This is a genomic window from Nonomuraea roseoviolacea subsp. carminata, from assembly GCF_024172185.1.
GTDB lineage: Bacteria > Actinomycetota > Actinomycetes > Streptosporangiales > Streptosporangiaceae > Nonomuraea > Nonomuraea roseoviolacea.
The window spans coordinates 8,464,025-8,486,780 of record NZ_JAMZEC010000001.1 but is presented as its reverse complement, the minus strand read 5'-3'; the positions used below and the strand labels follow the sequence as shown (position 1 = coordinate 8,486,780).

22 protein-coding genes are annotated in these 22,756 nt (G+C 70.5%); 13 read left to right on the top strand and 9 right to left on the bottom strand.

The window, feature by feature from the left end:
- Positions 1 to 96 precede the first annotated feature (96 nt).
- Together HD595_RS39345 and HD595_RS39340 are read left to right on the top strand one after the other, a co-directional pair.
- Positions 97 to 1,539 carry a purine-cytosine permease family protein gene (locus tag HD595_RS39345; RefSeq protein WP_253778345.1) on the top strand — a complete coding sequence of 481 codons (1,443 nt, stop codon included), beginning with the start codon at positions 97 to 99 and terminating at the stop codon, positions 1,537 to 1,539.
- Positions 1,536 to 2,519 (top strand): asparaginase, encoded by a 984-nt coding sequence (locus HD595_RS39340; protein ID WP_253778344.1) that lies wholly within the window; start codon positions 1,536 to 1,538, stop codon positions 2,517 to 2,519. Before HD595_RS39345 ends, HD595_RS39340 begins: the two co-directional genes overlap by 4 nt.
- Before the next feature lie 25 nt (positions 2,520 to 2,544).
- On the opposite strand, the gene HD595_RS39335 is transcribed toward HD595_RS39340, so the two are convergent.
- Positions 2,545 to 3,741 (bottom strand): M20 metallopeptidase family protein, encoded by a 1,197-nt coding sequence (locus HD595_RS39335; RefSeq protein ID WP_253778343.1) that lies wholly within the window; start codon positions 3,739 to 3,741, stop codon positions 2,545 to 2,547.
- Positions 3,742 to 3,853: 112 nt separating this feature from the next.
- Here HD595_RS39335 and HD595_RS39330 point away from each other — a divergent pair, with 112 nt between their 5' ends.
- The 3 genes from HD595_RS39330 (at position 3,854) to HD595_RS39320 (ending at position 7,369) form a co-directional block, all read left to right on the top strand.
- The gene (locus HD595_RS39330) at positions 3,854 to 4,897 is read left to right on the top strand and encodes an Lrp/AsnC family transcriptional regulator (RefSeq protein WP_253778341.1); all 1,044 of its coding nucleotides are present in this window, start codon (positions 3,854 to 3,856) and stop codon (positions 4,895 to 4,897) included.
- A 74-nt stretch (positions 4,898 to 4,971) separates the two neighbouring features.
- Complete coding sequence (locus HD595_RS39325; protein WP_253778339.1) at positions 4,972 to 6,219, top strand: alpha/beta hydrolase; 1,248 nt, start codon at positions 4,972 to 4,974, stop codon at positions 6,217 to 6,219.
- Positions 6,212 to 7,369 carry a dienelactone hydrolase family protein gene (locus tag HD595_RS39320; protein WP_253778337.1) on the top strand — a complete coding sequence of 386 codons (1,158 nt, stop codon included), beginning with the start codon at positions 6,212 to 6,214 and terminating at the stop codon, positions 7,367 to 7,369. Before HD595_RS39325 ends, HD595_RS39320 begins: the two co-directional genes overlap by 8 nt.
- A 156-nt stretch (positions 7,370 to 7,525) precedes the next feature.
- Here the strand turns inward: HD595_RS39320 and HD595_RS39315 are convergent, their stop codons facing one another.
- Complete coding sequence (locus HD595_RS39315) at positions 7,526 to 8,380, bottom strand: SDR family NAD(P)-dependent oxidoreductase (protein WP_253778335.1); 855 nt, start codon at positions 8,378 to 8,380, stop codon at positions 7,526 to 7,528.
- A 36-nt stretch (positions 8,381 to 8,416) separates the two neighbouring features.
- On the opposite strand from HD595_RS39315, the gene HD595_RS39310 reads away from it, so the two are divergent.
- Positions 8,417 to 9,199 carry a TetR/AcrR family transcriptional regulator gene (locus HD595_RS39310; RefSeq protein ID WP_308211329.1) on the top strand — a complete coding sequence of 261 codons (783 nt, stop codon included), beginning with the start codon at positions 8,417 to 8,419 and terminating at the stop codon, positions 9,197 to 9,199.
- Positions 9,200 to 9,362: 163 nt separating this feature from the next.
- Here HD595_RS39310 and HD595_RS39305 read toward each other — a convergent pair whose 3' ends face one another.
- Entirely contained in the window at positions 9,363 to 10,040 is a 678-nt protein-coding gene (locus HD595_RS39305) for a DUF998 domain-containing protein (RefSeq protein ID WP_253778330.1), read from the bottom strand.
- Positions 10,041 to 10,091: 51 nt separating this feature from the next.
- Between HD595_RS39305 and HD595_RS39300 the strand changes: the two genes are divergently transcribed.
- On the top strand, positions 10,092 to 10,808 hold the full coding sequence (locus HD595_RS39300; protein ID WP_253781448.1) for a TetR/AcrR family transcriptional regulator: 717 nt from the start codon (positions 10,092 to 10,094) through the stop codon (positions 10,806 to 10,808).
- Positions 10,809 to 10,974: 166 nt separating this feature from the next.
- Here the strand turns inward: HD595_RS39300 and HD595_RS39295 are convergent, their stop codons facing one another.
- The 3 genes from HD595_RS39295 to HD595_RS47390 form a co-directional block, all read right to left on the bottom strand.
- Entirely contained in the window at positions 10,975 to 11,739 is a 765-nt protein-coding gene (locus HD595_RS39295; protein WP_253778328.1) for an SDR family NAD(P)-dependent oxidoreductase, read from the bottom strand.
- Positions 11,740 to 11,988: 249 nt separating this feature from the next.
- On the bottom strand, positions 11,989 to 12,921 hold the full coding sequence (locus HD595_RS39290; RefSeq protein WP_301311246.1) for an NAD-dependent epimerase/dehydratase family protein: 933 nt from the start codon (positions 12,919 to 12,921) through the stop codon (positions 11,989 to 11,991).
- Between the two features lie 278 nt (positions 12,922 to 13,199).
- Entirely contained in the window at positions 13,200 to 13,595 is a 396-nt protein-coding gene (locus tag HD595_RS47390; protein WP_425566709.1) for a hypothetical protein, read from the bottom strand.
- Positions 13,596 to 13,690: 95 nt separating this feature from the next.
- Between HD595_RS47390 and HD595_RS39275 the strand changes: the two genes are divergently transcribed.
- From HD595_RS39275 to HD595_RS39260, 4 genes are all read left to right on the top strand, one after another.
- The gene (locus HD595_RS39275) at positions 13,691 to 16,486 is read left to right on the top strand and encodes a Tn3 family transposase (protein ID WP_253778320.1); all 2,796 of its coding nucleotides are present in this window, start codon (positions 13,691 to 13,693) and stop codon (positions 16,484 to 16,486) included.
- A 397-nt stretch (positions 16,487 to 16,883) separates the two neighbouring features.
- Positions 16,884 to 17,579 (top strand): CTP synthase C-terminal region-related (seleno)protein, encoded by a 696-nt coding sequence (locus HD595_RS39270; protein WP_253778318.1) that lies wholly within the window; start codon positions 16,884 to 16,886, stop codon positions 17,577 to 17,579.
- Positions 17,576 to 18,535, top strand: a complete 960-nt coding sequence (locus tag HD595_RS39265) for a LysR family transcriptional regulator (protein ID WP_253778316.1) — start codon at positions 17,576 to 17,578, stop codon at positions 18,533 to 18,535. Before HD595_RS39270 ends, HD595_RS39265 begins: the two co-directional genes overlap by 4 nt.
- A gap of 202 nt (positions 18,536 to 18,737) precedes the next feature.
- Positions 18,738 to 19,631, top strand: coding sequence for a recombinase family protein (locus tag HD595_RS39260; protein ID WP_253778315.1), 894 nt, complete (start codon positions 18,738 to 18,740; stop codon positions 19,629 to 19,631).
- Positions 19,632 to 19,674: 43 nt separating this feature from the next.
- On the opposite strand, the gene HD595_RS39255 is transcribed toward HD595_RS39260, so the two are convergent.
- The 3 genes from HD595_RS39255 to HD595_RS39245 form a co-directional block, all read right to left on the bottom strand.
- A complete protein-coding gene (locus HD595_RS39255) occupies positions 19,675 to 20,271 on the bottom strand; it encodes a hypothetical protein (RefSeq protein ID WP_253778313.1) in 597 nt (198 codons plus the stop codon).
- The gene (locus HD595_RS39250; protein WP_253778311.1) at positions 20,235 to 20,399 is read right to left on the bottom strand and encodes a hypothetical protein; all 165 of its coding nucleotides are present in this window, start codon (positions 20,397 to 20,399) and stop codon (positions 20,235 to 20,237) included. The genes HD595_RS39255 and HD595_RS39250 overlap by 37 nt, the downstream gene beginning before the upstream one ends.
- A 175-nt stretch (positions 20,400 to 20,574) precedes the next feature.
- On the bottom strand, positions 20,575 to 21,234 hold the full coding sequence (locus tag HD595_RS39245) for a GntR family transcriptional regulator (protein WP_301311244.1): 660 nt from the start codon (positions 21,232 to 21,234) through the stop codon (positions 20,575 to 20,577).
- 173 nt (positions 21,235 to 21,407) lie between these two features.
- Here HD595_RS39245 and HD595_RS39240 point away from each other — a divergent pair, with 173 nt between their 5' ends.
- Positions 21,408 to 21,932: a YbhB/YbcL family Raf kinase inhibitor-like protein gene (locus HD595_RS39240; protein ID WP_253778309.1), complete on the top strand. Its 525-nt coding sequence runs from the start codon at positions 21,408 to 21,410 to the stop codon at positions 21,930 to 21,932.
- A complete protein-coding gene (locus HD595_RS39235; protein ID WP_253778307.1) occupies positions 21,929 to 22,330 on the top strand; it encodes a cupin in 402 nt (133 codons plus the stop codon). The genes HD595_RS39240 and HD595_RS39235 overlap by 4 nt, the downstream gene beginning before the upstream one ends.
- Positions 22,331 to 22,756: the final 426 nt, after the last annotated feature.

Genomic DNA, 22,756 nt, shown 5'->3' with positions numbered 1-22,756 from the left:
ATAAACAACAGTCGAACGAATTACTAGAGCTTCATCCACTCCCTTGGCGGCGGTAACGGGTGTTTTGGTGTGAAGTGTCACACAGAGGAGGACACCATGGCCACCAGCAGCAACACCGGCCCGGCCGACCGTTCGGAGGTACGCTTCGACGATCACGGCATCGAACCCATCCCGCCCGCGGCTCGCGACTCCAGCGCCTGGCAGCAGTTCTGGATCTGGATGGGCGCCAACATCGCGCCGATCAACTGGGTGCTCGGCGCCCTGGGCGTCACGCTGGGCCTCAGCGTGATCGAGACGATCGCCGTGGTGGCCATCGGCAATCTCGCCGGGTGCGCGGTGTTCGGCCTGTTCAACCTGACGGGCCACCGTACCGGCGTAGGCCAGATGGTGCTCGGCCGCGCCGCCTTCGGCCGCAGGGGGGCGATCGTCCCCGGCGTCGTCCAGGGCCTGCTGACCATGGGCTGGGTGGGCGTCAACACCTGGGTGGTGCTCGACCTCGTCCTGGCGATCCTCGCGCAGCTCGGGGTGCACGGCGGAACCGGGCTGAAGTACCTGGTCGCGGCCGTGATCATGGCTGTGCAGCTGTGCCTGGCGCTCTACGGCTTCTACGCCATCCGCACCTTCGAGAAGTACACCGTCCCGGCGACCGTGCTCGTCATGGCGGTCATGACCGTGCTCGCCGTGACCCACGCCGACACGGACTGGACCACCGCCGCCGCGGCGACGACCGGCTCCAAGATCACCGCCGTGACGCAACTGCTCACCGCGATCGGCATCGGCTGGGGGATCAGCTGGCTGCCCTACTCCGCCGACTACAGCCGCTTCGTCCGGGCCGGGACGTCCGGTCGCGCGGTGTTCTGGTCCACGGCACTGGGGACGTACGTGCCGACCGTGTGGCTCGCCGCGCTGGGCGCGTACCTGGCCGGCGCGGGGCGTGGCGCCGATCCGTCCAGCCTGGTGACGAGCGTCTTCGGCGTGATGGCCATCCCGGTCCTGGTGCTGATCATGCACGGGCCCGTCGCCACGAACATCCTCAACCTCTACTCCTGCTCGCTCGCCGCCCTGTCGGTCGGCGTCCGCGCCGCCCGGTGGAAGGTCACCCTCGTCGCCGGCGCGGTCGCCTCGGTGGTGCTGGCGGTGTTCGTCCAGGCCGACAGCTTCGCCCGCGCGTTCGATCACTGGATGGTCTCGATCCTCGTCTGGATCAGCCCCTGGGCCAGCATCGTGCTGGTCGACTTCTTCGTCCTGCGCAGAGGGCGGATCGAGGTGGCCTCGCTCTATCGCGACGACGCCTCACCGTACGGCCGCGTGAGCTGGAAGGCGATGACGAGCCTGGGCCTGGGGCTGGTGGCCGCGTGGAGCTGGCAGTACGGCATGACCCCCGCCACCCAGGGGCCCATCGCGCGAGCGCTCGACGGCACCGACTTCTCCTGGCTCTCCGGAAGCCTGGTGGCGGGCGGGCTGTACTACGTGCTCACGAGAAGGGCCGCGACCCTGGTCGGGACCGGCGTGCGGCAGAAGGAGAGGCTGTCTCGATGAGCGTGCGCGTTCGCGTCATCACGACAGGAGGCACGATCGCCTCCCGCCGGGGCCACGAGGGCGCGGTGAGCGTGGCGGTCCCCGGACGCGACCTGGTCGGCACCGTTCCGGCGGAGGTGACGGTCGAGATCGACGAGGCGATGCTGGTCCACAGCTTCAACCTGACGCTCGACGGTGTGCGGCGGATCGCCGAACGCGTGCGCGCGGCGGTCACCGAACCCGGCGTGGACGGCGTGGTGGTGACCCACGGCACCGACACGATGGAGGAGACCGCCTACTTCGTGGACCTGATCCTCGGCCCGGACCGGACCGTGGTGTTCACCGGGTCGCAGCGGCATGCCGGCGAGCCCGACGGCGACGGGCCCCGCAATCTCGCGGACGCCGTGCGCGTGGCCGCCGCCACCGCGGGCCGCGGGCTCGGCGCGGTCATCGCGATGGCCGGCGGCGTCCACGCCGCCCGGTACGTCACCAAGGCACACACCGTGGCCCTGGACGCGTTCGCCTCTCCCGATCACGGCCCGATCGGGCACGTGTACGGCGGACACGTGCGCGTGGGCGCCATCCCGGTCCGTCCCGCCGGGTTCGACCTCGCCGAGCTGGCCGGGCCGGCCACCCGGGTGGACATCGTGCCCGTCTATGTGGGCGCCGACGGCACCTACCTCGCCGCTGCCCGGGCCGCGGGCGCGCGGGGCATCGTGCTGGAGGCGCTCGGCGCGGGAAACCCCACCCCGGGGGTGCTCCACGAGGTCCGCGAGTGCGTCGCCGCAGGCGTTCCGGTGCTGGTGACCTCGCGCTGCCGCCGCGGTCCCGTGGTGCCCCTCTACGGCGCGGGCGGGGGCGCGGACCTGGCGGCCGCCGGCGCCGTCTTCGCCGGCGACCTCGGCGCGCCCAAGGCCAGGCTGCTGCTCACCGCCGCCCTGTCCGCCGAACCCGACCCGGACAGGGCGCTCGCCCGCCTCCTCCCCCATCTCCTCCCATGAATCCGCAGGGCGGACGTCGACCAGCTCATGTGACCAGGCCGGCGGCACGCAGTCGCCGGGCGGCGAGCTCGGCCAGCAGGCGCGCGCCGTCGTCCAGCACGGCGTCGTCGAACTCCGCCCGCGGCGAGTGGTTCTCCTGCGCCTCGTCACGGCTCAGCCGCGCCGGGCGCGCGCCCAGGAACACGAAGGCCCCGGGCACCCGCGCCAGCACGCGCGAGAAATCCTCGGAGGCGGGATGCGGGTGGGGCATCGCGGCCAACCGTCGCGTGCCCCAGAGCTGTTCGATGGTGCCGCCCGCGAAGGCGGTCTCCGCCGGGTCGGTGACGGTGACCGGCAGCTCGGCGCCGTAGTCGATCTCCGCTGTGGTTCCGTGCACCGCGGCGATGCCTGTGACGAGCTCGCGCAGCAGGCCGCGGACCGCCACCCGGTTGTGTTCGGAGTAGGTGCGGATCGTGGCCTCGAAGAACGCCGAGTCGGGAATGGCGGTGCCGTGCGATCCGGCCGACACGTGGCCGACCGTCACCACCACCGGATCGAAGGCGTCGAACCGGCGCGTGACCAGCGCGTGCACGGCTGTGATCATTTCCGCGAGCGGGGGCACGGGGTCGAGCGCGCGGTGCGGCACGGCGCCGTGGCCGCCCTTGCCGTGCACGGTGACGCGCATCCGCGCGGTGCCCGACAGCACGGTGCCGGCACGGGTGGCGAACACGCCGGCCCGCCGTACGGACTGCACGTGCAGCGCGTACGCCGCGAGCGGCGCGGCACCGGCCGCCTCCAGCACCCCCTCGGAGAGCATCACCGCGGCCCCGTCATGCCCCTCCTCGCCCGGCTGGAACATGAGGATCACATCGCCCGGCAGGTCGTCGCGCGCGGCGCACAGCAGGTGCGCCGCGCCCACGAGCATCGCGGTGTGCAGGTCGTGGCCGCAGGCGTGCATCACGCCCGGTTCGCGGGAGGCGTACGGCAGCGCCGTCCGCTCCTGGACCGGCAGCGCGTCCATGTCGGCGCGCAGCAGGACGACCGGCCCCTCCGCCGCGGAGCGCCTCCCTCGGCCGCGCAGCACCGCGGTGACCGAGGTCGAGGCGGCTCCCAGGGTGATCTCCAGCGGGAGCCCGCCCAGCGCGTCCAGCACCCGCCGCTGGGTCGAGGGCAGCGCGAGCCCCAGCTCGGGCTCGGCGTGCAGGGCTCGGCGCAGGGACACCAACAGGCCGGTGGGTATCACGGATCGTCCTCCCGCTCGGATGGGCTTCGTCGCTGGAGTGCAGCAGGCCCGTCCCTCCGGTGGCCGCTATCGTCAGCGAATCGGCAAACTCAGGGCTGGAGGTGACGGATCCGTGCGGCAGGAGCTCAGCGAGCAGGATCTCCGGCTGATCCACGCGGTCCAGGTCTCGCCGCGAGCGCCCTGGACGACGGTCGGCCCCGCCTGTGGCATGCACCCGATCACCGCCGCCCGGCGCTGGCAGCGGCTGGTGGACCGCGGCCTGGTCTCGGTGCTGGTGACGCCAGGTCCCGCGCTCCTGCGCCGGCTCGCGACCGCCTACCTCGACGTGGAGTGCCCGCCGTCCGACCGCGAGGCGGTGATCGCCGCCCTGCTCGTCGACCCGCGGGTGGCCTCGATCACGATCGCCGGCTCCGGCCGCAGCCTGTTCCTGACCTTGATGGCCGCCTCCCACCAGGCCCTGGCCGACCTCGTGCTCGCCCGGATCGAAACCCTGCCGGGCGTGCTGCGCACCGAGCTCTACCCGATCACCCAGGTGTACGGCGAGGGCAGCTCCTGGCGCCTGGACGCGCTGGCCCGCTCCGAGATCAGGGGCCTCGACCGCCGCTCCCCGCGCGCGCCCCGGCCGTTCGCCGTCTCCGAACGACACCGCGCCCTGTTCCGCGCCCTCAGCCTCGACGCCCGCGCCCCGGTGGCGGCTCTCGCCGAGCAGGTCGGCGAGAGCCCTTCGACGACCAGCCGGCGGGTGGCGGCGATGCTCGCCTCCGGGCTGGTGTCGATCAGGTGCGACGTCACGCAGGAGGCCGCGGGCTGGCCGATCCTCGTCAACTACTTCCTGCGGGTGCCGGCCGCCGAGCTGGACGCGGTCGGGCGGGCGCTGGCCGCCCTGCCGGAGAACCGGGGCAGCTTCGCCGTCGCCGCCCGGCCGAACCTCTTCGCCAGCCAATGGCTGCGCCACGTGTCCGACGTCCCGTACGGCGAGGCCCGCATGACGGGGGCGATCCCGTCCCTGGAGGTGCTGGACCGGATGGTCGCCCTGCGCGTCGTCAAACGCATGGGCCGCGTCCTGGACGCGGACGGGCGCTCGATCGGGGTGGTCCCGCTCGACCCCTGGCACGAATCCGTCGTCACGCCGCCCGCCGTGACCGATCGCTCATGATTCGGCCGTCCGTCGCCGTGCCGTGCTTGGGTTCCGTTCAGCCAGGCAGCCAGCGAGAAGGAGAGACCGGCGACATGGGGGACGACGTGCTCAGCCCGAGCATCAGAGCTCTGTTCGAGTCGGACGATCCGGCCGGGAGCGAGGCGAGGTTGTGGACCGGGCTGCGGTCGGACGGCACGCCGCTGATCGAGACGTGTCCCGACGACCCGGGGACCCGCCTGGTGACCTTCCTGTGGAAGGCGGACCGGCCGGTCGAGCAGGTCAGGGTGAACGAGACGGTCAGCGGGCTCCCGCCGGACCGGCGCTGCCTGACGCCGGTGCCGGGCACCGCCACCTGGTTCCTCACCTGGAGGATTCGGGCGGACGTGCGCACCACCTACAGCTTCGAGGTCGTCGGCGCGTCCGGGACCGAGCGCGTCCCCGACCCGTACGCCCGGGTCCGCGAACCCCATGACTTCGCCGCTCTGACCGCGCACGGCGCGCCTCCGCCGGAGTCGGTGCTGGTGTGCCCGGACGCCGAGCCGCTGTCGTGGGCCGAGCGGCGCCCCGGCGTCCCGAGGGGAACGGTGAGCGAGGAGGCGTACGACGACGGCAGGAAGATGTGGACGTACCTCCCGGCGGGCCACGACGGGGCGGGCGCTCCCCTGGGCGTTCTGGTCGTGCTCGACGGACACGCCGGCCACAGCGCGAGCACCGTCCTCGACAACCTGCACGCCGAGGGGCTGATCCCGCCGACGGCGGCGCTGTTCGTCCAGCAGGGCGACCGTGGCGAGGAACTCGCCTGCAACCCGGAATGGTCCCGCCACCTGGCCGAGGACCTGCTGCCCTGGGCGCGGCGGCGCCATCCTCTCACCGAGGACCCGGCCGCCACCGTCATCACCGGCCGCAGCCTGGGCGGGCTGTGCGCGGCCTACACCGGGCTCAAGCACCCTGACGTGTTCGGAGGCGTCCTCATGCTGTCGGGATCGGCCTGGTGGGACCCGGACACCCTGCGCGCCTACCTCCGCCCCGCCGGCCCCGCAGCGCAGGCTGCCGCCGCGGTCGTCGGCGCCAGGTCCAGGACGCCCGCGCTCATCGACGAGTTCCGGCGGGCCGACCCCGTGCCCATCCGGATCCACCAGGAGGTCGGGGCGTTCGAGACGGGGCCGCCGCCCGCCACCCCCGGCCAGATCCACGCCAGCAGGCACCTGCGCGACGTGCTCGCGCTCAAGGGCTACGACCACCGCTACCACGAGTTCGCCGGCGGCCACGACGAGACCTGGTGGCGCAGCCGTCTCGGCGACGGGCTGATCTGGCTGAGGGGGGACGGCGCCGATGCCTGAGGTACGCCTGCCTGAGGTACGCCTTCCCCGCCCGAGCGGCCCTCACCCGGCCGGCGTCCGGGACATCGAGGCGGGCCCGCTGCTGATGCGGGTCTGGTACCCGGCGGCCGCGGACGCGGCCCCGCCCCGGCCGTACGCGGCCGGCAGTGAGCGGGACCTGCTGCTGGAGTGGACCGCCCGCCGCAACCCCGCCTGGCCGCCCGCCACCACCACGGCGCTGCTGGCCGCGGCGCTCACGCACGACCACCGCGACGCACCGGCCCTCCCGGGCCCCCATCCGACGATCGTGTTCTCCCACGGCGCCGACCTGTACCCCGGCCAGAACACCGCGTTGATGACCGAACTCGCCTCCCACGGCTACGTCGCCGTCAGCGTGCTGCAGCGCGGCGGCGGATTCGCCGCGCGGCCCGACGGATCACGGCTCGAATCGGGGGAACCGCTCTTCGCCGCGGCCGTCGACCTGTTCGCCCGGCTGGAGCGCCTCACGTCGCTCGGCGCCGACCCGGACGCCCGCCATGACTGGTACGCCGACCTCTGGGAGAACGGCAGGATAGTGCCGCTCGTAGGGCAGTGGCGCGACCGCATGATCGCCGTCGGCGACGCGCTGGCGGCCGCGACACCGGACGGCCCCTTCGGCGACCTCGCCGGCGTGTGCGACCTGGCGCGGCTGACGTACATGGGGATGTCCCTCGGGGGGAGCGCCGCCGTGAGCGCCGCGCAGGCCGACCCGCGCGCCCGCGCCGCCGTCAACCTCGACGGCATGCACCTCGCGCCCGACCTCTTCGGCCGCCCCGCCCGCGTCCCGGTCCTCGGGCTGTACGCCGACTTCCAGGGCGCCGGGCACCACAGCGACCTGTTCTACGAGGAGTTCGGCCGGACGGGGCTGCGTGGAGACGTCGTCCGGGTCAAGGTCGCCGATGCCGCGCACCGGGACTTCACGGACCTGGCGCTGCTGCCCGGCAAGCAGCGCCTCGACCACCTCGGCTCCGTCGACGGGGAGGGCGTCACCCGGCTCGTGGGGGCGCTCACGCTGGCGTTCCTCGACCGGTTCGTCGAGGGCGGGACCTCCGGGGCGCTGCCGCTCGGGGACGGGGCCGAACTCATCGACGTGTCGCACGTGCGCGCATGGAGAGGGCGCGGGACGAGCTGACGGCCCCGGCCGCGTTCGGCCGCGGACAGTCGGCGACGGTCGGCAACGCGCCTGACTCGGACAGCCTGGCTGTGTGCGCTCCTTCGCGCCGGGCCGCGAGCCGGATCTCCGCGGCCAGGCCCGCAGCCCGGCGTCGCGGGGATCCGAGGCAGCGGCTCAGAGCGCGGCCTGCAGGTCGGCCCCGCCCTGGGCCTGCGCCGACAGGTCCTGCCAGTCGGCCCAGGTCTTGAGCCGGTCGGCATACGCCTGCTGGATCATCGACTGGAAGCCCTGGCCGAACAGGACCCGCAGCGGCGGGTTGTCGGTGTCGACCAGCTTGAGCAGCGTTTGGGCGGCGGCGGCGGGGTCGCCGGCGGGCTGCTTGCCGGCGACCTGGCCGAGGCGCCGGCGCAGGGGGTCGTAGGCGGGGTCGGGTGCGGCGACGTGGCCGTTGTCGAGCGGGTTGGGGTTCTTGCCGTCGCGGGTGGCGAAGCCGCCGGGCTCGATGATGGTGACCTTGACGCCGAAGTCGGCGACCTCGCCGGCCAGGGCCTCGTTGAGGCCTTCCAGGGCCCATTTGGAGGCGTGGTAGGCGCCGCCGAGCGGCAGCGCGATCAGGCCGGCGGCCGAGGAGAGCTGGATGATGTGCCCCGAACGCTGCCCGCGCAGGTGGGGGAGCACGGCCTGGATCACCCACACGGCGCCGAACAGGTTGGTCTCCATCTGCTCGCGCAGCTCGTGTTCGGTGAGTTCCTCGATCGCGCCGATCTGGGCGTAGCCGGCGTTGTTGACGATGACGTCGAGCCGGCCGAAGTGCTCGACGGCCCGCTTGACGGCCTGGCCGACGGCGTTCTTGTCGGTCACGTCCATCGCCAGAGGCAGTACCTGGTCGCCGTAGGTGGCGGCCAGGTCGTCCAGGCTCGTGGTGGTGCGGGCGGTGGCGGCCACCCGGTCACCGCGCGACAGGGCGGCCTGCACGAACTGGCGGCCGAGGCCGCGGGAGGAGCCGGTGACGAACCAGACCTTGCTCATGGTGACATTCCGTTCTTCTGTTCCCGGCCGTCGGGCATGAGATACCGACGGCCTGAGCCATGCGACAGACACGGCGCATCGGATACGTACACTGATGCATTGATTGCACTATCGTGCAATCAATGCATCAAGATATACTCACGTGGTGAACGACCGTCAAGCCGGGATCCGAGGAACGACAGGAGCACGATGACGAGCGAACCATCCGTACGCCGGGGCGGACGTGAGGCGCAGCGCCGCCGTACCCGCAAGGCGATCGTCGACGCGGCGGTCCGGTTGAGCACCGGCGGAGCGCCGCCGTCGATCGACGAGATCGCGGCCGAGGCAGACGTGTCCCGCCGGACGATCTACATGCACTTCCCGACCCTCGATCACCTGCTGATCGACGCGACGGCCGGCGCGCTCAACGAGCCCCCGGTCGAGGCGGCCCTGGGCGACCCCGCGGTCGCCGACGATCCGGTGGCCCGCGTGGAGGCGCTCGTCCGGACGCTGCTGGAGTACTCACCGCAATCGCTCCCCCTGGGCCGCCGGCTGATCCGGCTGACCGTCGATCCGGCACACGGCAATGCTCAGGAGCAAGCCGCTCCACGCCGGACTCCCCGCCGGGTGAAATGGCTGGAAGACGCCTGCAAGCCGCTCCGGAGCACCCTCAGCGAGGAACGGTTCCAGCGCCTGATCTCGGCTTTGACCATCGTGGTCGGCTGGGAGGCGCAGATCGCCCTGCGCGACGTCCGGGGCCTTGATGACCCGCAGGCCGAGCAGGAGACCATCACCTGGGCGGCGCGCGTCCTGGTAGAGGCGGCGATCAAGGAAGGGTGACCGCCGCCCTGGCCGAGCGCGCGATGGGTTCGCCTCACGAGGCGGCGTGAGCCGGCCCGGCCTCCGATGACCTGGCCGCCTCGGCCGGTCCGGCACACGGCCGGGCGCGGCCGGGTGCCGGCAGATCCACAGTGCAAGGCGTCCAGCGGCTCGGCTGCCGGGATCATCGTGATGGAACGGCCGCACCCCCGCCGCTGATCACGCGCGGGTGACCCGTGCTCCGCCCGCCAAGGATGCGCACCGCGAGGGCGATCTGCCACAGCCCCATGAACAGGGTGGGCAGCCGCTCGAAGAGACCAGCGAACGAGTCCTCGCCGTTGGGTGCGGCGGACACGAACACGAAGAACAGCGCGACCGCAGCAAGGCTCAGAACGCCGGCGGCGATGGAGAACCCGTCCCAGCCCTGAAGCGGACGGCGCGCGGTGACCAGAGCGGCAGCCGGAAGCCCCAGCATCGCCGCCAGGGCGCCGAGGTTGTGCAACGTCCCGCGCGGCGTGACCACGCTGGGCTCCCCGGCCGGAAATCCGAGAATCGGATCGGTCGGAAACAGCCCGGCCACGATGAGCCCTGCGCCGGCGATGATCAGGAGCGCGTACGCTGCTCTGCCCGCCGCTCCCGCACGCCGAACGCCTACGGCGAAGCACACGGTGAGCACGCCGTACAGGAGAAAGCTCATGACCTGGATCCAGCCGCCGGATGCCAGCGCAAGCACGCTGATCGTGTCGTGCCACGACTGGTAACCGGGCCGCAGGGCCCCGTTGACGGCGTACGACGCGACGAAAAGGGCCGGCCCCGCTGATCCCGCCGCCAGCAGAAGCCGGTGCGTACGATGTATACTCATAGATACACCGTACACTTGATAAGACGTTGTACACATCATCTGGAGTTGCTGGTGACATCTCTGTGGGAGCGGCTGGAGCAAGCCGACAACAGCGCCCGGCCGTCCCTGTCCGCCCGCCGTATAGCCGAGGCAGCGGTGAGCATCGCCGACGCCGACGGTCTCGAGGCGATCACCATGCGGCGCCTGGCCGCCGAACTCGGCGTCGCTCCCATGGCGGCCTATCGCTACGTCTCAGACAAGAACGAGATTCTGGAATTGATGGTCGACCTCGTCTACGGCCAGGCGGACATCCCGCAAGGCGAGGACTGGCGGCAGACGATGCGAGCTCTGGCGCTCGGCATGCGCGCGCTCGTGCTGAAGCACACCTGGCTCACCCAGTTGCCCGCGGCCCGGGCCGCCTTCGAACTGACACCGAATCGGCTGACCCTGGCCGAGCGCACGCTCGCCGCCATACGCGGCGCGGACCTCGACGTCGACACCGCGATGAGCATCTTCCGCACCGTCACCGCCTACATCCACGGCGCTACCAGCGCGGAAGTCGGCCTCCGGCAGCTTTCGACCGAGCGGGGCTGGGTGTCCGGGGACGAGGCCCGGGCGGGCCTGTCCGGGCAGATGACGTGGCTGCTGGGCACCGGCCGCTATCCGGAGTTCGCACGCTACACCCGTGAAGCCGTCCGCAAGGACGACCTGCTGTGGCAGTTCGAGACCGGGCTTGAGCACGTCCTGGACGGCATCGCTCTACGGTTGGCCACCCCGGGTCCGGGATAGTCCCGGCGAGCGAACGGTGAAGAACCGCAAGCGGGAACGACGCGGGCGGGGCAGGGCGCCGACCGGGAAACGATCGGCAGCCGCTGCCCGGCCCAGCCGGGCAGCCGGGTGAGCCGTCCGGCTCACGGGCACCGGTGCTCGTCCGGTGCGGCGCACGTCCGGCCCGCTACCAGGGCAGCGGGCCGTCCGCGCTGAAGAACCCGGCGGTCGGGCCGTCCGCGCCGAGGGTGGCCAGGCGCACCACGACCGCGGCGCCCTGCGCGGGCGTGAGGTGGCCGGTGTGGTTGTTGCTGTCGGTGTCGACGTAGCCGGGAGCGGCGGCGTTGACGAGAATTCCCTCTTTGCGCAGCTCGTTGGCGTACTGCACGGTCAGCGCGTTCAGCGCGGTCTTGGAGGGCGTGTACGCGGCCGAGGGCGGCAGCGCCGCGAACGGACCGTCCGGGTCACTGGAGAGCGCCAGCGATCCGGCGTGACTGCTGACGTTGACGATCCGCGGCTCCGGCGACCGCCGCAGCAGCGGCAGCATGGCGTTGATCACCGCGATGACTCCGAAGACGTTGGTCTCGAACACCGCCCGGACCATGTCCAGGTCGACCGCGCTCGGCATCTGGTCATGGGCGTCTTGTGGTGAGACCTGTCCGGAGCCGGTGATGCCGGCGTTGTTGACCAGCACGTCGAGACGGCCGAAGCGCTCCTCGATCCACGTCGCGGCCTCCAGGACGGTGGCCGGGTCGGTGACGTCCAGGGTCACCGCGTGGGCGTCGCCGCCCGCCGCGCGCAGCGCCGCGGCGGCTTCCTCGCCGCGCCGCGGGTCCCTGGCGCCGATGAGGACCGTCATGCCCAGCCCGGCGAGTTGCTCGGCGATCGCGCGGCCGATCCCCTTGTTCGCTCCACTGATCATCGCCACTTTCTGGGTGGTGGGTTCGTTCATGACCGAGCTCCTCTCCGAGGGGTCTGTTTCGTGGAGTTGTGTGCGGCACGGGTCGCTCGCGCGGCGTCCCGACGAAGCGGTGGAGCCGTTCACCGGAATCCGGTCGAAAACCGGCGAACTGCAGATGGGGGTCCTGGGGTTCCGTCACGGCGTCGGCAGTTCGAGTCGCCGGCGCCGTGACGGTGTGCTGGGGAGCGACGGCCCCGGCATCAGGGGTCCAGGGCGAAGTGCCGCCGGGGCGGCCTGGAGTCATGCCACCTGGAGGCCCTGACGCCAGGACGGGTGCGCCGGGCGCCAGCCCAGCTCGCGCTTGGCCTTGGCGTTCGACGCGCCGCGAAGCTCGGTCATCAGCACGACGCCGGCCTCCCCCGCGGCCAGCCGCCCGACGAACCGCGGCACGCGCGTGGGCTTCTTCGCGCCGAGCTTGTGGGCCAGTTCCGGCAGCCATTCGGCGACCGGGGCGGGGTCGTCGTCGACGATGTTGTAGACACCGCGGGTGCCGTTCTCGATCGCCGCGAGCGTCGCCTCCGCCGCGTCGGCGATGTGGATGAACGACCACACCCCGCCGCCGTCGCCGACGATCGGGAACTTGCCCTTGCGGATCGCCTCCAGCTGCTGGGAACCCGGCGCCATGGAGGTGCCCGGCCCGTAGAAGGCGCCGTAGCGAAGCACGATCCCCTCGGTCCAGTCGGCATCCAGCACGGCCCTTTCCAGATGCCCGATCGCGGCGATCATCGGGGCCATCTGGCTGACCGGCGACGGGTCCAGCGGGTCCTGTTCGGTCTTCACCGGCCCGCCCGTTCGGGCATAGGTGAACGCGCCGTTGCTCGCCGCCACGAATCGCCGCACTCCTGCCGCGCGCCCGGCCGCGAGGAGATGGTCGGTGCCCTCGGTCCGCAGCCGGTCGGTGGCGGCGAAACTGCGCTCGAAATGGCGCGTGTCGATGTGTCCGATGGAGGTGAGCTGATGGACGATCACGTCTGGCTTCGCCTCGCGCACGGCCGCCTCGACCTGGCCGCGATCGAGCGCGTCGGCGACGATCGGCACCGCGCCCAGCTCGGAGAGCCCGGCCTTGCTGGACTCGTTGCGCGTCATGGCGAAGACCTCGTGTCCCGCGTCGACCAGACGGGGCACCAGCTGCCGGCCCATCACTCCGGTCGCTCCTGCTACTAGCACTCTCATGGCCAGCTCCTGCTTCACCTGTTCTTGACCTCGAGGGTGGCGCCGTGCAACGGCCACCCCAACCTGTGTGCACGTGACAGCGACCCAGTGACTGCGTTTTCGTGCATTCACTGCACTGCTGTGCAACTGATGCACGAAGGTATACTCGTCGTGGAAACGCCGTCAAGCCAGCCGGTGACGGGGCTTGAGCAGTAACCAAACGGCCAGTCACGTTAAGGAGCCCGGCGGGCTCGTCTTGCCGTGACTGGCCGTTTCGATGCGGGTGGCTTGGGGCGGGGTCAGTCGATGAGGCCGGGCTGGTCGGTGGGGTTGCCCTCGGCGGTCTTGAGGGTCTTGTGGACGATGTCGCGGCGGCGGTCCTCGGCCAGGGCGAGGGCCAGGGCGAGGATGAAGGAGCGTTCGGTGTGCTCGCCGGCGGCGATGCCCTCCAGCACCTTGACGCCGACGCCGCGCTGGAACAGATCGTTGAGGACGATCAGGCCTTCCAGGAGGTTGTGCGGCCGAGCCGGTCGACCTCTTGGACGGTCAGCAGGTCGCCGTCGCGGATGTAGGACAGCGCGTTCAACAGGTCGGGCCGGTCGTCGGTGGCGAGCTTGCCGCTGGGTGTTCTGCTTGTCGGTGCTGACCCGGACCAGGCCGATGAGCGCCATCGAAAAGCGCCCGCCGTTCATCAAGGGGTGTCGGTAAGAAACGTGTCATGAGCCCCAAACGGCGTTGATCTTGCTGTGACTTGCCTGGTCAATGCTGGTTTGTCATGAAACACCCCCCGATGCACATCGACGATCTGGTCGAGCACTGGACGATCCTTGACGAAGAGCGCGACCTGATCGCCGGAAAGCGCGACGCCACTCGACTCGGATTCGCGATCTTGCTGAAGTTCTACACGCAGCACGGCCGGTTCCCGCGCGGCCGTTCAGAGCTGCGGGACGACGTGGTGGAGCACGTGGCCAAGCAAGTCCGGGTTCCTGACTCAGAGTTCGGCTTCTACGAGTGGTCCGGCTCCACGATCGAATACCACCGCCATCAGGTCCGCACGCACCTGGGCTTTCGTACCTGCACGACAGAGGACGCGACGAAGCTGGCGGTGTGGCTGGCTGAGGAGGTCGCGCACGCCGAGCGACGGCCTGAACGGGTCCGGGAGGAACTGCTCAAGCATCTGCGCGAGGAGCGGATCGAACCGCCGGCGCCTGGGCGGATCTCGCGGATCGTGGCCTCGGCCCTGCACAACGCGGAGGTCGCCTGGTCGGTGCGGATCGCCTCCCGGCTGAGTCCGGAGACCACGCAGCGGATTTACGCGCTGGTCGGCATCGACGATGCCAGCCGCGCGGTGGCAGAGGGGGCCGGTGATCGTCAGGAGCCCACGGGCGAGGCACCTGCCGAGGATGACGACATCGACTCCGACCTGCTGGCGTTGATCAAATCCGCGCCGGGCAACGTGAGCCTGGAGTCGATGATGACCGAGATCCGCAAGCTGACGGCGGCGCGCTCGATCGAACTGCCGCCCGGGTTGTTCGCCGACGTGGCGCCCAAGGTGCTGGCCGCCTGGCGAGCCCGGGCAGCGGTGGAGGCGCCCTCCCACATGCGCACACATCCGCGCGAGTTGACGGTGCTGCTGCTGGCGGCTCTGGTCCACGAGCGGGAGCGGGAAATCACCGACGCACTGGTGGAACTGCTGATCACCACCGTGCATCGGATCAAGGCGCGGGCCGACAGCAAGGTGACCAAGGAACTGATCAACGCGTTCAAGCGGGTGACCGGGAAGGAGAACATCCTGTTCAAGGTCGCCGACGCCGCCCTCGGCCAGCCCGACGATCCGGTCCGCCAGGTCATCTTCCCGGCTGTCAGCGGCGGCGAGCAGACGCTGCGGGATCTGGTACACGAGTTCAAGACCAAGGGGCCGGCCTACCGCACCACGGTGCAGACCACGCTGCGCGCCTCCTACACCAACCACTACCGGCGCGGCCTGATCGCGCTGCTGGACACCCGGGAGTTCAAGAGCAACAACACCGCCTTCCAGCCGGTGATCGAGGCGCTGAAGCTGATCCGCCGCTACGCCAAGGCGGGCAACACCACCTACTACCCGCGCGGCGAGGTGGTGCCCGAGCACCGCGGCACCGCCGGCGACTGGGAGGACCTGGTGTTCAAGAAGGACAAGCGCGGACGCCGGCGGGTGGTGCGGATGGTGTATGAGATCGTCACCTTCCAGGCGCTGCGCGAGGCCCTGCGGTGCAAGGAGATCTGGGTGGTCGGCGCCCATTCCTTCCGCGACCCGGAGGAGGACCTGCCCAAGGATTTCGCTGCCCGCCGCGTGGAGAACTACGCCGAGCTGCGCAAGCCGCTGGACCCGAAGGACTTCATCGCCGAGTTGAAGGCCGAGATGCGCGCCGAACTGAAGGCGCTCGACACCGCGCTGCCGAAACTGGACTGGCTGGCGATCTCCGAGCGCAAGTCCGGCGCGATCAAGCTGACGAAGATCGGCCCTGCCGAAGAGCCGCGGAACCTGCGTCGGATCAAGAACGAGGTGGGCCGCCGCTGGGGTTCGGTCCCGCTGATCGACATGCTCAAGGAGGCGGTGCTGCGCACCGGCTGCCTAAAGGCGGTCACCTCGGTGGCGGGCACCTCCAGCCTCAAGCCCGAGGTCCTGGCCGAGCGGCTGATGCTCGCGATCTTCGGATACGGCACCAACACCGGCATCCGGGCCGTGGCCTCCGGTGGCCACGCCCACAGCGAAGACGACATCCGCTACGTCCGGCGCCGCTATCTGACCCCGCAGGTGGCCACCGACATCGCGAACGCCACCTTCACCGCCCGGGACGTGGCGCTGTGGGGCGAGGGGACGACCACGGTCGCCTCCGACTCCACGCACGTGCGCGCCTACGATCAGAATATTTTCACTGAGTGGCACTCGCGGTACGGAGGCCGCGGCATCCTCATCTACTGGCACATCGAGCGCGGGTCCATGGTGGTGCACTCTCAGACCCTGCGCGCCTCGGCCTCGGAGGTGCACGCGATGATCGAGGGCGCGGTCCGGCACGGCACCACCATGAAGGTCGAGGGCAACTACGTCGACTCCCATGGCCAGACCGAAATCGGGTTCGGCGTGACCCGGCTGCTGGGCTTTGACCTGCTGCCGCGCATCAAGCAGATCAACAATGTCAAGCTGTACCGGGTGGAGAGCGGTGAAGGCGATCTGTACCCGCGGCTGACGCCGGCGATGACCCGGCCGATCCGCTGGGACCTGATCGAGCAGAACTACGACCAGATGATCAAATACGCGACCGCGATCAAGCAGGGCACCGCCTCCACCGAGGCGATCCTGCGCCGGTTCACCGAGTCCGCCTCCCATCCGACCTACCAGGCCATGCTGGAGGTCGGCCGGGCGCAGAAGACCATCTTCGTGGCCCGCTATCTGCGCCTGCGCGAGCTGCAGCGCGAAGATGCTGCAGGACGTCCTGGCCGACCCGGAGTGGGCCGAACTGCTCAAGCCCGCCGACCGGCGCGGGCTGACCCCGCTGTTCTGGCAGCACGTGCAGCCCTACGGCGAGGTACGGCTGGACGTGGCTAAGCGGCTTTCGCTCGGCGGCGCAGCGCGAGCTGCGGAGCCGGGCAACCTGGGTTAGCTTCGTGATCGCGGTCGGGGCCGTGCGTGCCTGCCTGGCAGGACCGTGGGTGATCCACTGAAGTTCGAACGCGTCGTCACCGCTCCCGTGGTGACGTGACTGCGTTGCTACGTCCCTGAAACGGTCCCGAAACCCGAGAACACGACCAAGATCATCAGAACCGTTGTCAGTTTCCGAAGTCGTGTGCACGGATGCGCGAAGTGGTCTGCACGCCTGTGGGCTCCCTCGGCAGAGGCGAGGGGACAATGTGCGAGCGGCTTCCCGCCTGGACATGAGCGATTGCTCATGGCGCACGCGTGGTCTGGTATTGGTGCTCAGGCCTGAACGTCGCATAGTGAGGCCATGGACCGATCTCTGCGCGTCGCGGTCATTGGCGACCGCGACCTGGCTTTTCCTCCGCACGTGGCTACCGACGACGCGCTGCAGCACGCCGCCGCGCACCTCGGCATCGGGGTGGACGTCCGCTGGCTGGCCACCAAACCGCTCGAATCTGACCTGGCCGAGGTCAAGGCCGCCGACGTGTTGTGGTGCGCGCCCGGCAGTCCGTACCGCAGCATGCGCGGCGCCCTCGCCGCGCTTCGGCACGGCCGCGAGCACAGCGTGCCCACCCTGGGGACGTGCGGCGGCTGCCAGCACATGGTCATCGAGTACGCCCGCCACGTGCTCGGCTACAAGGACGCACAGCACGCGGAGTACGACCCCTACGCCTCTACCCTCTTCGTGTCGGAACTGGCCTGCTCGCTGGCCGGCAAGACCATGCCTGTCACCTTGGTCCCCGGTACCCGAGTGGCCGCACTGTACGGACGGACCGAGGTCGAAGAGGAGTATTACTGCAACTTCGGTCTCGACCCCAGCCGGCAGGAGACCCTGCACGACGGTGGCTTCTCAGTCACAGGAGTGGACAGTGATGGCGAGGCCCGGGTGTTGGAGATTCCCGGCCACCCCTACTACGTGGCCACACTGTTCGTGCCGCAAACCCGCTCGCGTCCTGAGGCCCCGCACCCGCTGGTCGTCGGCCTGCTGCGCGCGGCGCTATGACCTTCACCCAACTGAGGATCCTGCAGGCGGTCGCACGCACCGGCAACATGACCCGGGCCGCCGAGGAACTGGCCACCACGCAGTCTGCCGTCAGCCACGCGCTGCGCGCCCTGGAGAGAGAGCTCGGCGTCGCGCTGCTGGTGCGGGGCAACCACGGGGTGAGCCTGACGGCGGCTGGGCGTGCCGTATGCCGCCGCGCCACACTCATCCTCACCCAGGTGGAAGCGCTGGAGCAGGAGGTGGCCGCAGCCCGGAAGCATGAGCGTGGCAGCCTACGCGTCGGTGTCATCCCCAGCGCCAACGTCCGGCTGCTGCCGCCGATCCTGCGGCGGTTCGAGGATGCGCATCCGCAGGTGCGGCTCACGGTGATGGAAGGCTCGGACGACGAGGTGCTGGAGTGGCTCGAAACGGGAGCGGCGGATATCGCAACTGTGTCAGCCGGGGTGGCGGGCGCACAGGCCACCACGGCCGCGCTCCCTGCAGGGTTGATGGCGCGACCACTCGCCACCGACCGCATGCTGGCCGTCCTGTCCAGCGGTCACGACCTGGGCGTCCACGACTCGATACCGGTGATCGAACTGTCCCGGCAGCCGTTCATCATGTCCACGGGCGGCTGTGAGCCTCTGATCACGGCACTCGCGCGGGCAGCGGGGGTGAGCCTGAAGTGCCACTACAGGGTGCGCGACACCAACAGCATTCTCGCCATGGTCGCCGAGGGGCTCGGGGTGAGCATCGTCCCTGAACTGTCGCTGCCCGCCCATCGCCCGGGCGTGCACGCGATCCCGCTGGACCCGGCTGCTGAGCGCACCATCCTTCTCGCCTTGCCTGCCAACCCGCTCCCAACGGCCACCGCCTTCGCCGAATTGGCCATTACCCTCACGCCCCAACCCGCCCGGGCTGAAGGGATGGGTCCCGGCAGGGAATTCGCGGGCCCGGTCCAGGATTCCGTCGTATGAGGCGGAGGCTCCCGTTCGCCGCCACGAGCGCGTGCCGTGTTAGTGGTGATAGCGGGCTGAACATCGTGGCATGCGCCGTCTGTTTCATAGGTGAGGACCTAATGAACAGCGCCTCCGGCGGGGCCCGTCCAGGGCGAACGCCGTTTCATAGGTCGATGCAAACAGGTAGCCTTCTGAAACGGTCTCATGAAACACTTCCGGGGTGCGCGACGACGACTACCTCCGCGTGGAGGCCCACGACTGCCCGATGACCTCCTGCGCCGCCCCGGCCGGCTCGCCCTGCCGGACCGGCAAGGGCAAGGTCGCCGTCCAGTACCACACCGCCCGCTTCCGGCTCGTGCCCGCGCTCGCCAAGACGCTCACCGTCCCGACCCCGGCCGTCCGCAAGCCGAGCACGCTCTGGATCGAACTGCCCCGCCCCGCCGCCGCTGGCACCGAACCGGCCGGGCACGTGCGGATCGGCTACGCCCGCGCCTCCACTGTCCACCAGTCCCTCGACACCCAGCTCGACGCGCTCCAGGCCGCCGGCATCACCCGCGTCTTCTCCGAGAAGATCACCACCCGCGCCACCACCCGCCCCGAACTCGACAAGGCCGTCGCCCTGGCCCGCGAACTCCGCTCCGCAGGCGTTGCGGTCACGCTTGTCGTGCACGAGCACAAGCGGCTCGGCCGCGGCCTCGACCTGGCCGCCCTGGCCGAGCAGTTGCGCGCCGCCGGCATCGGCCTGGAGTTCCTCACCGGCGAGCTGCAGGGCTCCCACGACCCGTCCGGCGTGGTGTTCACCGTGCTGGCCGCGCTGTCGGGGATGGAACGCGAGTACATCCGCGACCGCACCCTGGAAGGCCACGAATCCGCCCGCGCCCGCGGCAAGACCATCGGCGGCGCCGCCGTCACCGACGACGCCATGCTGTCCATGGCCCTGCACCTGCGTGGCCAGGACCTCAGCCTGCGCGACATCGCCGCCCGCCTCGTCATCACCAAGGGCAAGAAGAAGGGCCGACATCCGTCACCGGCCACCGTGCTGCGGATGCTACGCGAGCACGACGGAGCCGCCGCTGAGCCGACCTCGACCGACACCCTCACACAACCCTCGTGATCATCCTCGTTTGGGGCTCATGACACGTTTCTTACAGGCACCCCTAGATCTCCCGGCGCTTCAGAGCGCGCCAGAACCGCTCCAGCACGCAGAAGGCGTAGGCGTGCCGGTTCACCGAGCCGTCCTCGCGCGCCGGGTACCCGAACACCAGGCGCTTCCACGGGCCGTTCACCACCCCGGCATCGACCAGCCGCCCGGGGATCAGCGGCGCGGGCAGGCGGCTGCGGTGGGCCAGCACGTCCGGCAGCGCCTTCATCGCCTCCAGCACCGGCGTAGCCAGCACCTTCAAGAACCCCGACACGGTGGCGTAGCGCCCGACCAGCTCACTGCGCCAGTCGTCGGGATCGGCGGCGTCCGCCGGCGGCACGCTGTCGTTCACCAGCACCAGAGCGGCGCGCAGTTCGGCGCGGGAGATGACCGCCTCGATCGCCTCCCACAGCTCCGCCACGCGGGGCTCAGAATACGGGCCGCCCCACCCGTCGGACTCGAACAGAGCCTCCACCGCGACCGCCAACCGGGCCGAAGACTTCGCCAGCTTCGGGTGCTTGCGGACCGTCTCCTTGTTGGAGGCGTTCTGTGCCTTGTTGACCACCTCGGTCGCCATCAGCAGATCCAGCAGCTCCAGGGTGTCATCGACCACTTGCCCTCCAGGAACCGGATCGTGGCCAGCAGCGTCGCCAGCCGCCGGCCGCCGCCATGGCGCCGCAGCGCCGAGGCGTCCGCGCGCATCCCGTACTTGGCCGGCTCACCCAGCCGGCGCTGCGGCACCAGCGCCTCGGCGCCCAGCTCGGCCAGCTCCAGGCCGCCGATCGGCCGCGTGAAGGTCTGTCAGGCACGTCAGGCAAGTGGAGCTCAGCATGCCCAGCATGGTGAGCTCCGGCGTGAAGGCATTCGAACGTGTGGAGAGCGATCGATCAGCGTTGATCTCGCTGCCTGCCGAAAGTTACGACTGCAGCTTGACCTGATCAGGTGCGGATGTGAGGGCGGCGACGGTAAGCGTCAGGTGCTGGGTCAGTACCTCGGTGGCGGTGTCGGCGTCACGGGCCAGCGCCGCTTCCTCCAGGCGGCGGTGCTCCGCGGCGCCGTCGCGGTCGGGTGTGCGCTGCGCCGACCAGCGGCGGGCCAGCTCGCCGGCCGTCCATAGCCTGTCGAAGGTGTCCAGCAGCACGGGGTTGCCGCACCCGTCCAGCAGGGTCCGGTGGAAGACGCGGTGTGCCTCCGACCACGCGCTGGTGTAGTACTCGCCTTCCTCCGGCTCGTACGGCGGTGTGCGGGTCAGGCGGTGGTGGGCCGCGCGCACCCGTGCCTCCCAGTCGAGGTCGCCGCGCTCGATCGCCAGGCGCAGCATGACCGGCTCGATGGTACGGCGGGCCTCGGCGATCTGTTGCCACCGCCGGTCGGAGAAGTCGGGGACGGCGAAGCCGCGGTTGGGCAGCCGCACCGCGATGCCCTCGCCCACTAGCCGCACCAGGGCCTCGCGGACGACGGCCAGACTGACCTGGTGCTGCTGGGCCAGTTGCTGCGGCTTGAGCGCCTCACCCGGGGCGTACTCGCCCCTCATGATCGATTCCTGAAGCCGGGTGTGAACACGCTCGGAGAGCATCTGTTTCGTCGAGGGGTCGGCCGTCCGCATCATGCCCTCAGGGTAGACCATCTGCCAAATAATCGATTATTCGTGTTACAGTCGATGATGTGTGAACGGCGCCCCCCGATGGCGCTGCCCACGTCTGCCGACCCATCGGCCGACACCCTCACCACCTGTTCGAAGGACCAGACATGAACAACCCCTTTGCCCGCCTGCCCCAAGTGCCCTCCTTCACCCTCACCAGCACCACGCTGGCCGACGGTGCCCCCTGGCCCGCCGAACAGATGTCCGCAAGCCTCCCGGGAGGCAAGGACATCTCGCCACAGCTGTCGTGGAACGGCGCCCCCGAGGGGACGAAGAGCTACGCCGTCACGGTGTACGACCCGGACGCGCCGACCGGCTCCGGCTTCTGGCACTGGGCCGTGGCCGACATCCCCGCCACCGTCACTGAGCTGCCCGAAGGCGCGGGCGACGACACCGGCACCGGCCTCCCCGACGGCGCCTACCAACTGCCCAACGACGCCGGGGTGGCGCGTTACCTCGGCGCGGCCCCGCCGGCGGGGCACGGCCCGCACCGCTACTTCGTCGTGGTGCACGCCCTCGACACCGAGGCCATCGGCGTCCCGGCCAGTGCCACGCCCGCCTACCTCGGCTTCACCATCACCGGCCACCTCCTCGGCCGCGCGGTCCTGACCGCCACCGCCGAAACCCCATGACCGTGACCCCGATCGAGCTCTCCGCGTCCGGCATCCACCTGTCCCGGGGCGGCAGGATCCACGCCGGTGCCCGGCCGGCGGACGCCGGGCGCGATGGCTGGCACCTGAAGGCGTTCCACGCCAGGACCGGCTCCGACGTCCACGCCGACCACTGGCACGCGAACACCGAGGCCGACGAGATCGTGTCCTGCGTCATCGGCAAGATCCGCCTCTACCTGCGTCCACAACGGCAGGGACGGCAGGGGGAAGTAGAGGAGGAGATCAGACTGACGGCCGGCACCGCCGCCATCGTCCCGCGCGGGCGGTGGCACCGGATCCAGCTCGACATCCCCAGCACCATCATGACCATCACTGCGTCATGTGGCGGCCGTTTGGAGAGCCGCGCCGACCCCCTCTGACGGTGCCTGCTCTCCGATGGCGCACCTTCTGGTGACCGACGCCCTCCAACGGCACCCGCTCCTAGCTTCGCTTACGCGGCCGAGCAGGGGGCCTCGACGGAAACGGCCACCGCGCGATGCTCCGAGTACGACCAGTGCCCGGAGGTGTGCGGTGGCCGTCCCTACGTGCCTTACAACCCCAGATAATTTGTCAGGCATGTTGGTCAAGGCTCCCCATGCCACACCTGCCTGACGCTTCGAACGCACCCGAGATAACGCATAGAAACGGCCAGTCACGGCAAGACGAGCCCGCCGGGCTCCTTAACGTGACTGGCCGTTTGGTTGCTGCTCAAGCCCCGTGACCAACCGACCCGAGGAGGGGCAGCACCCCGATGACCCTTGACGAACCAGTCCGCGGGCGGCGGCCACCTAGGGCGCGGTCCGCCT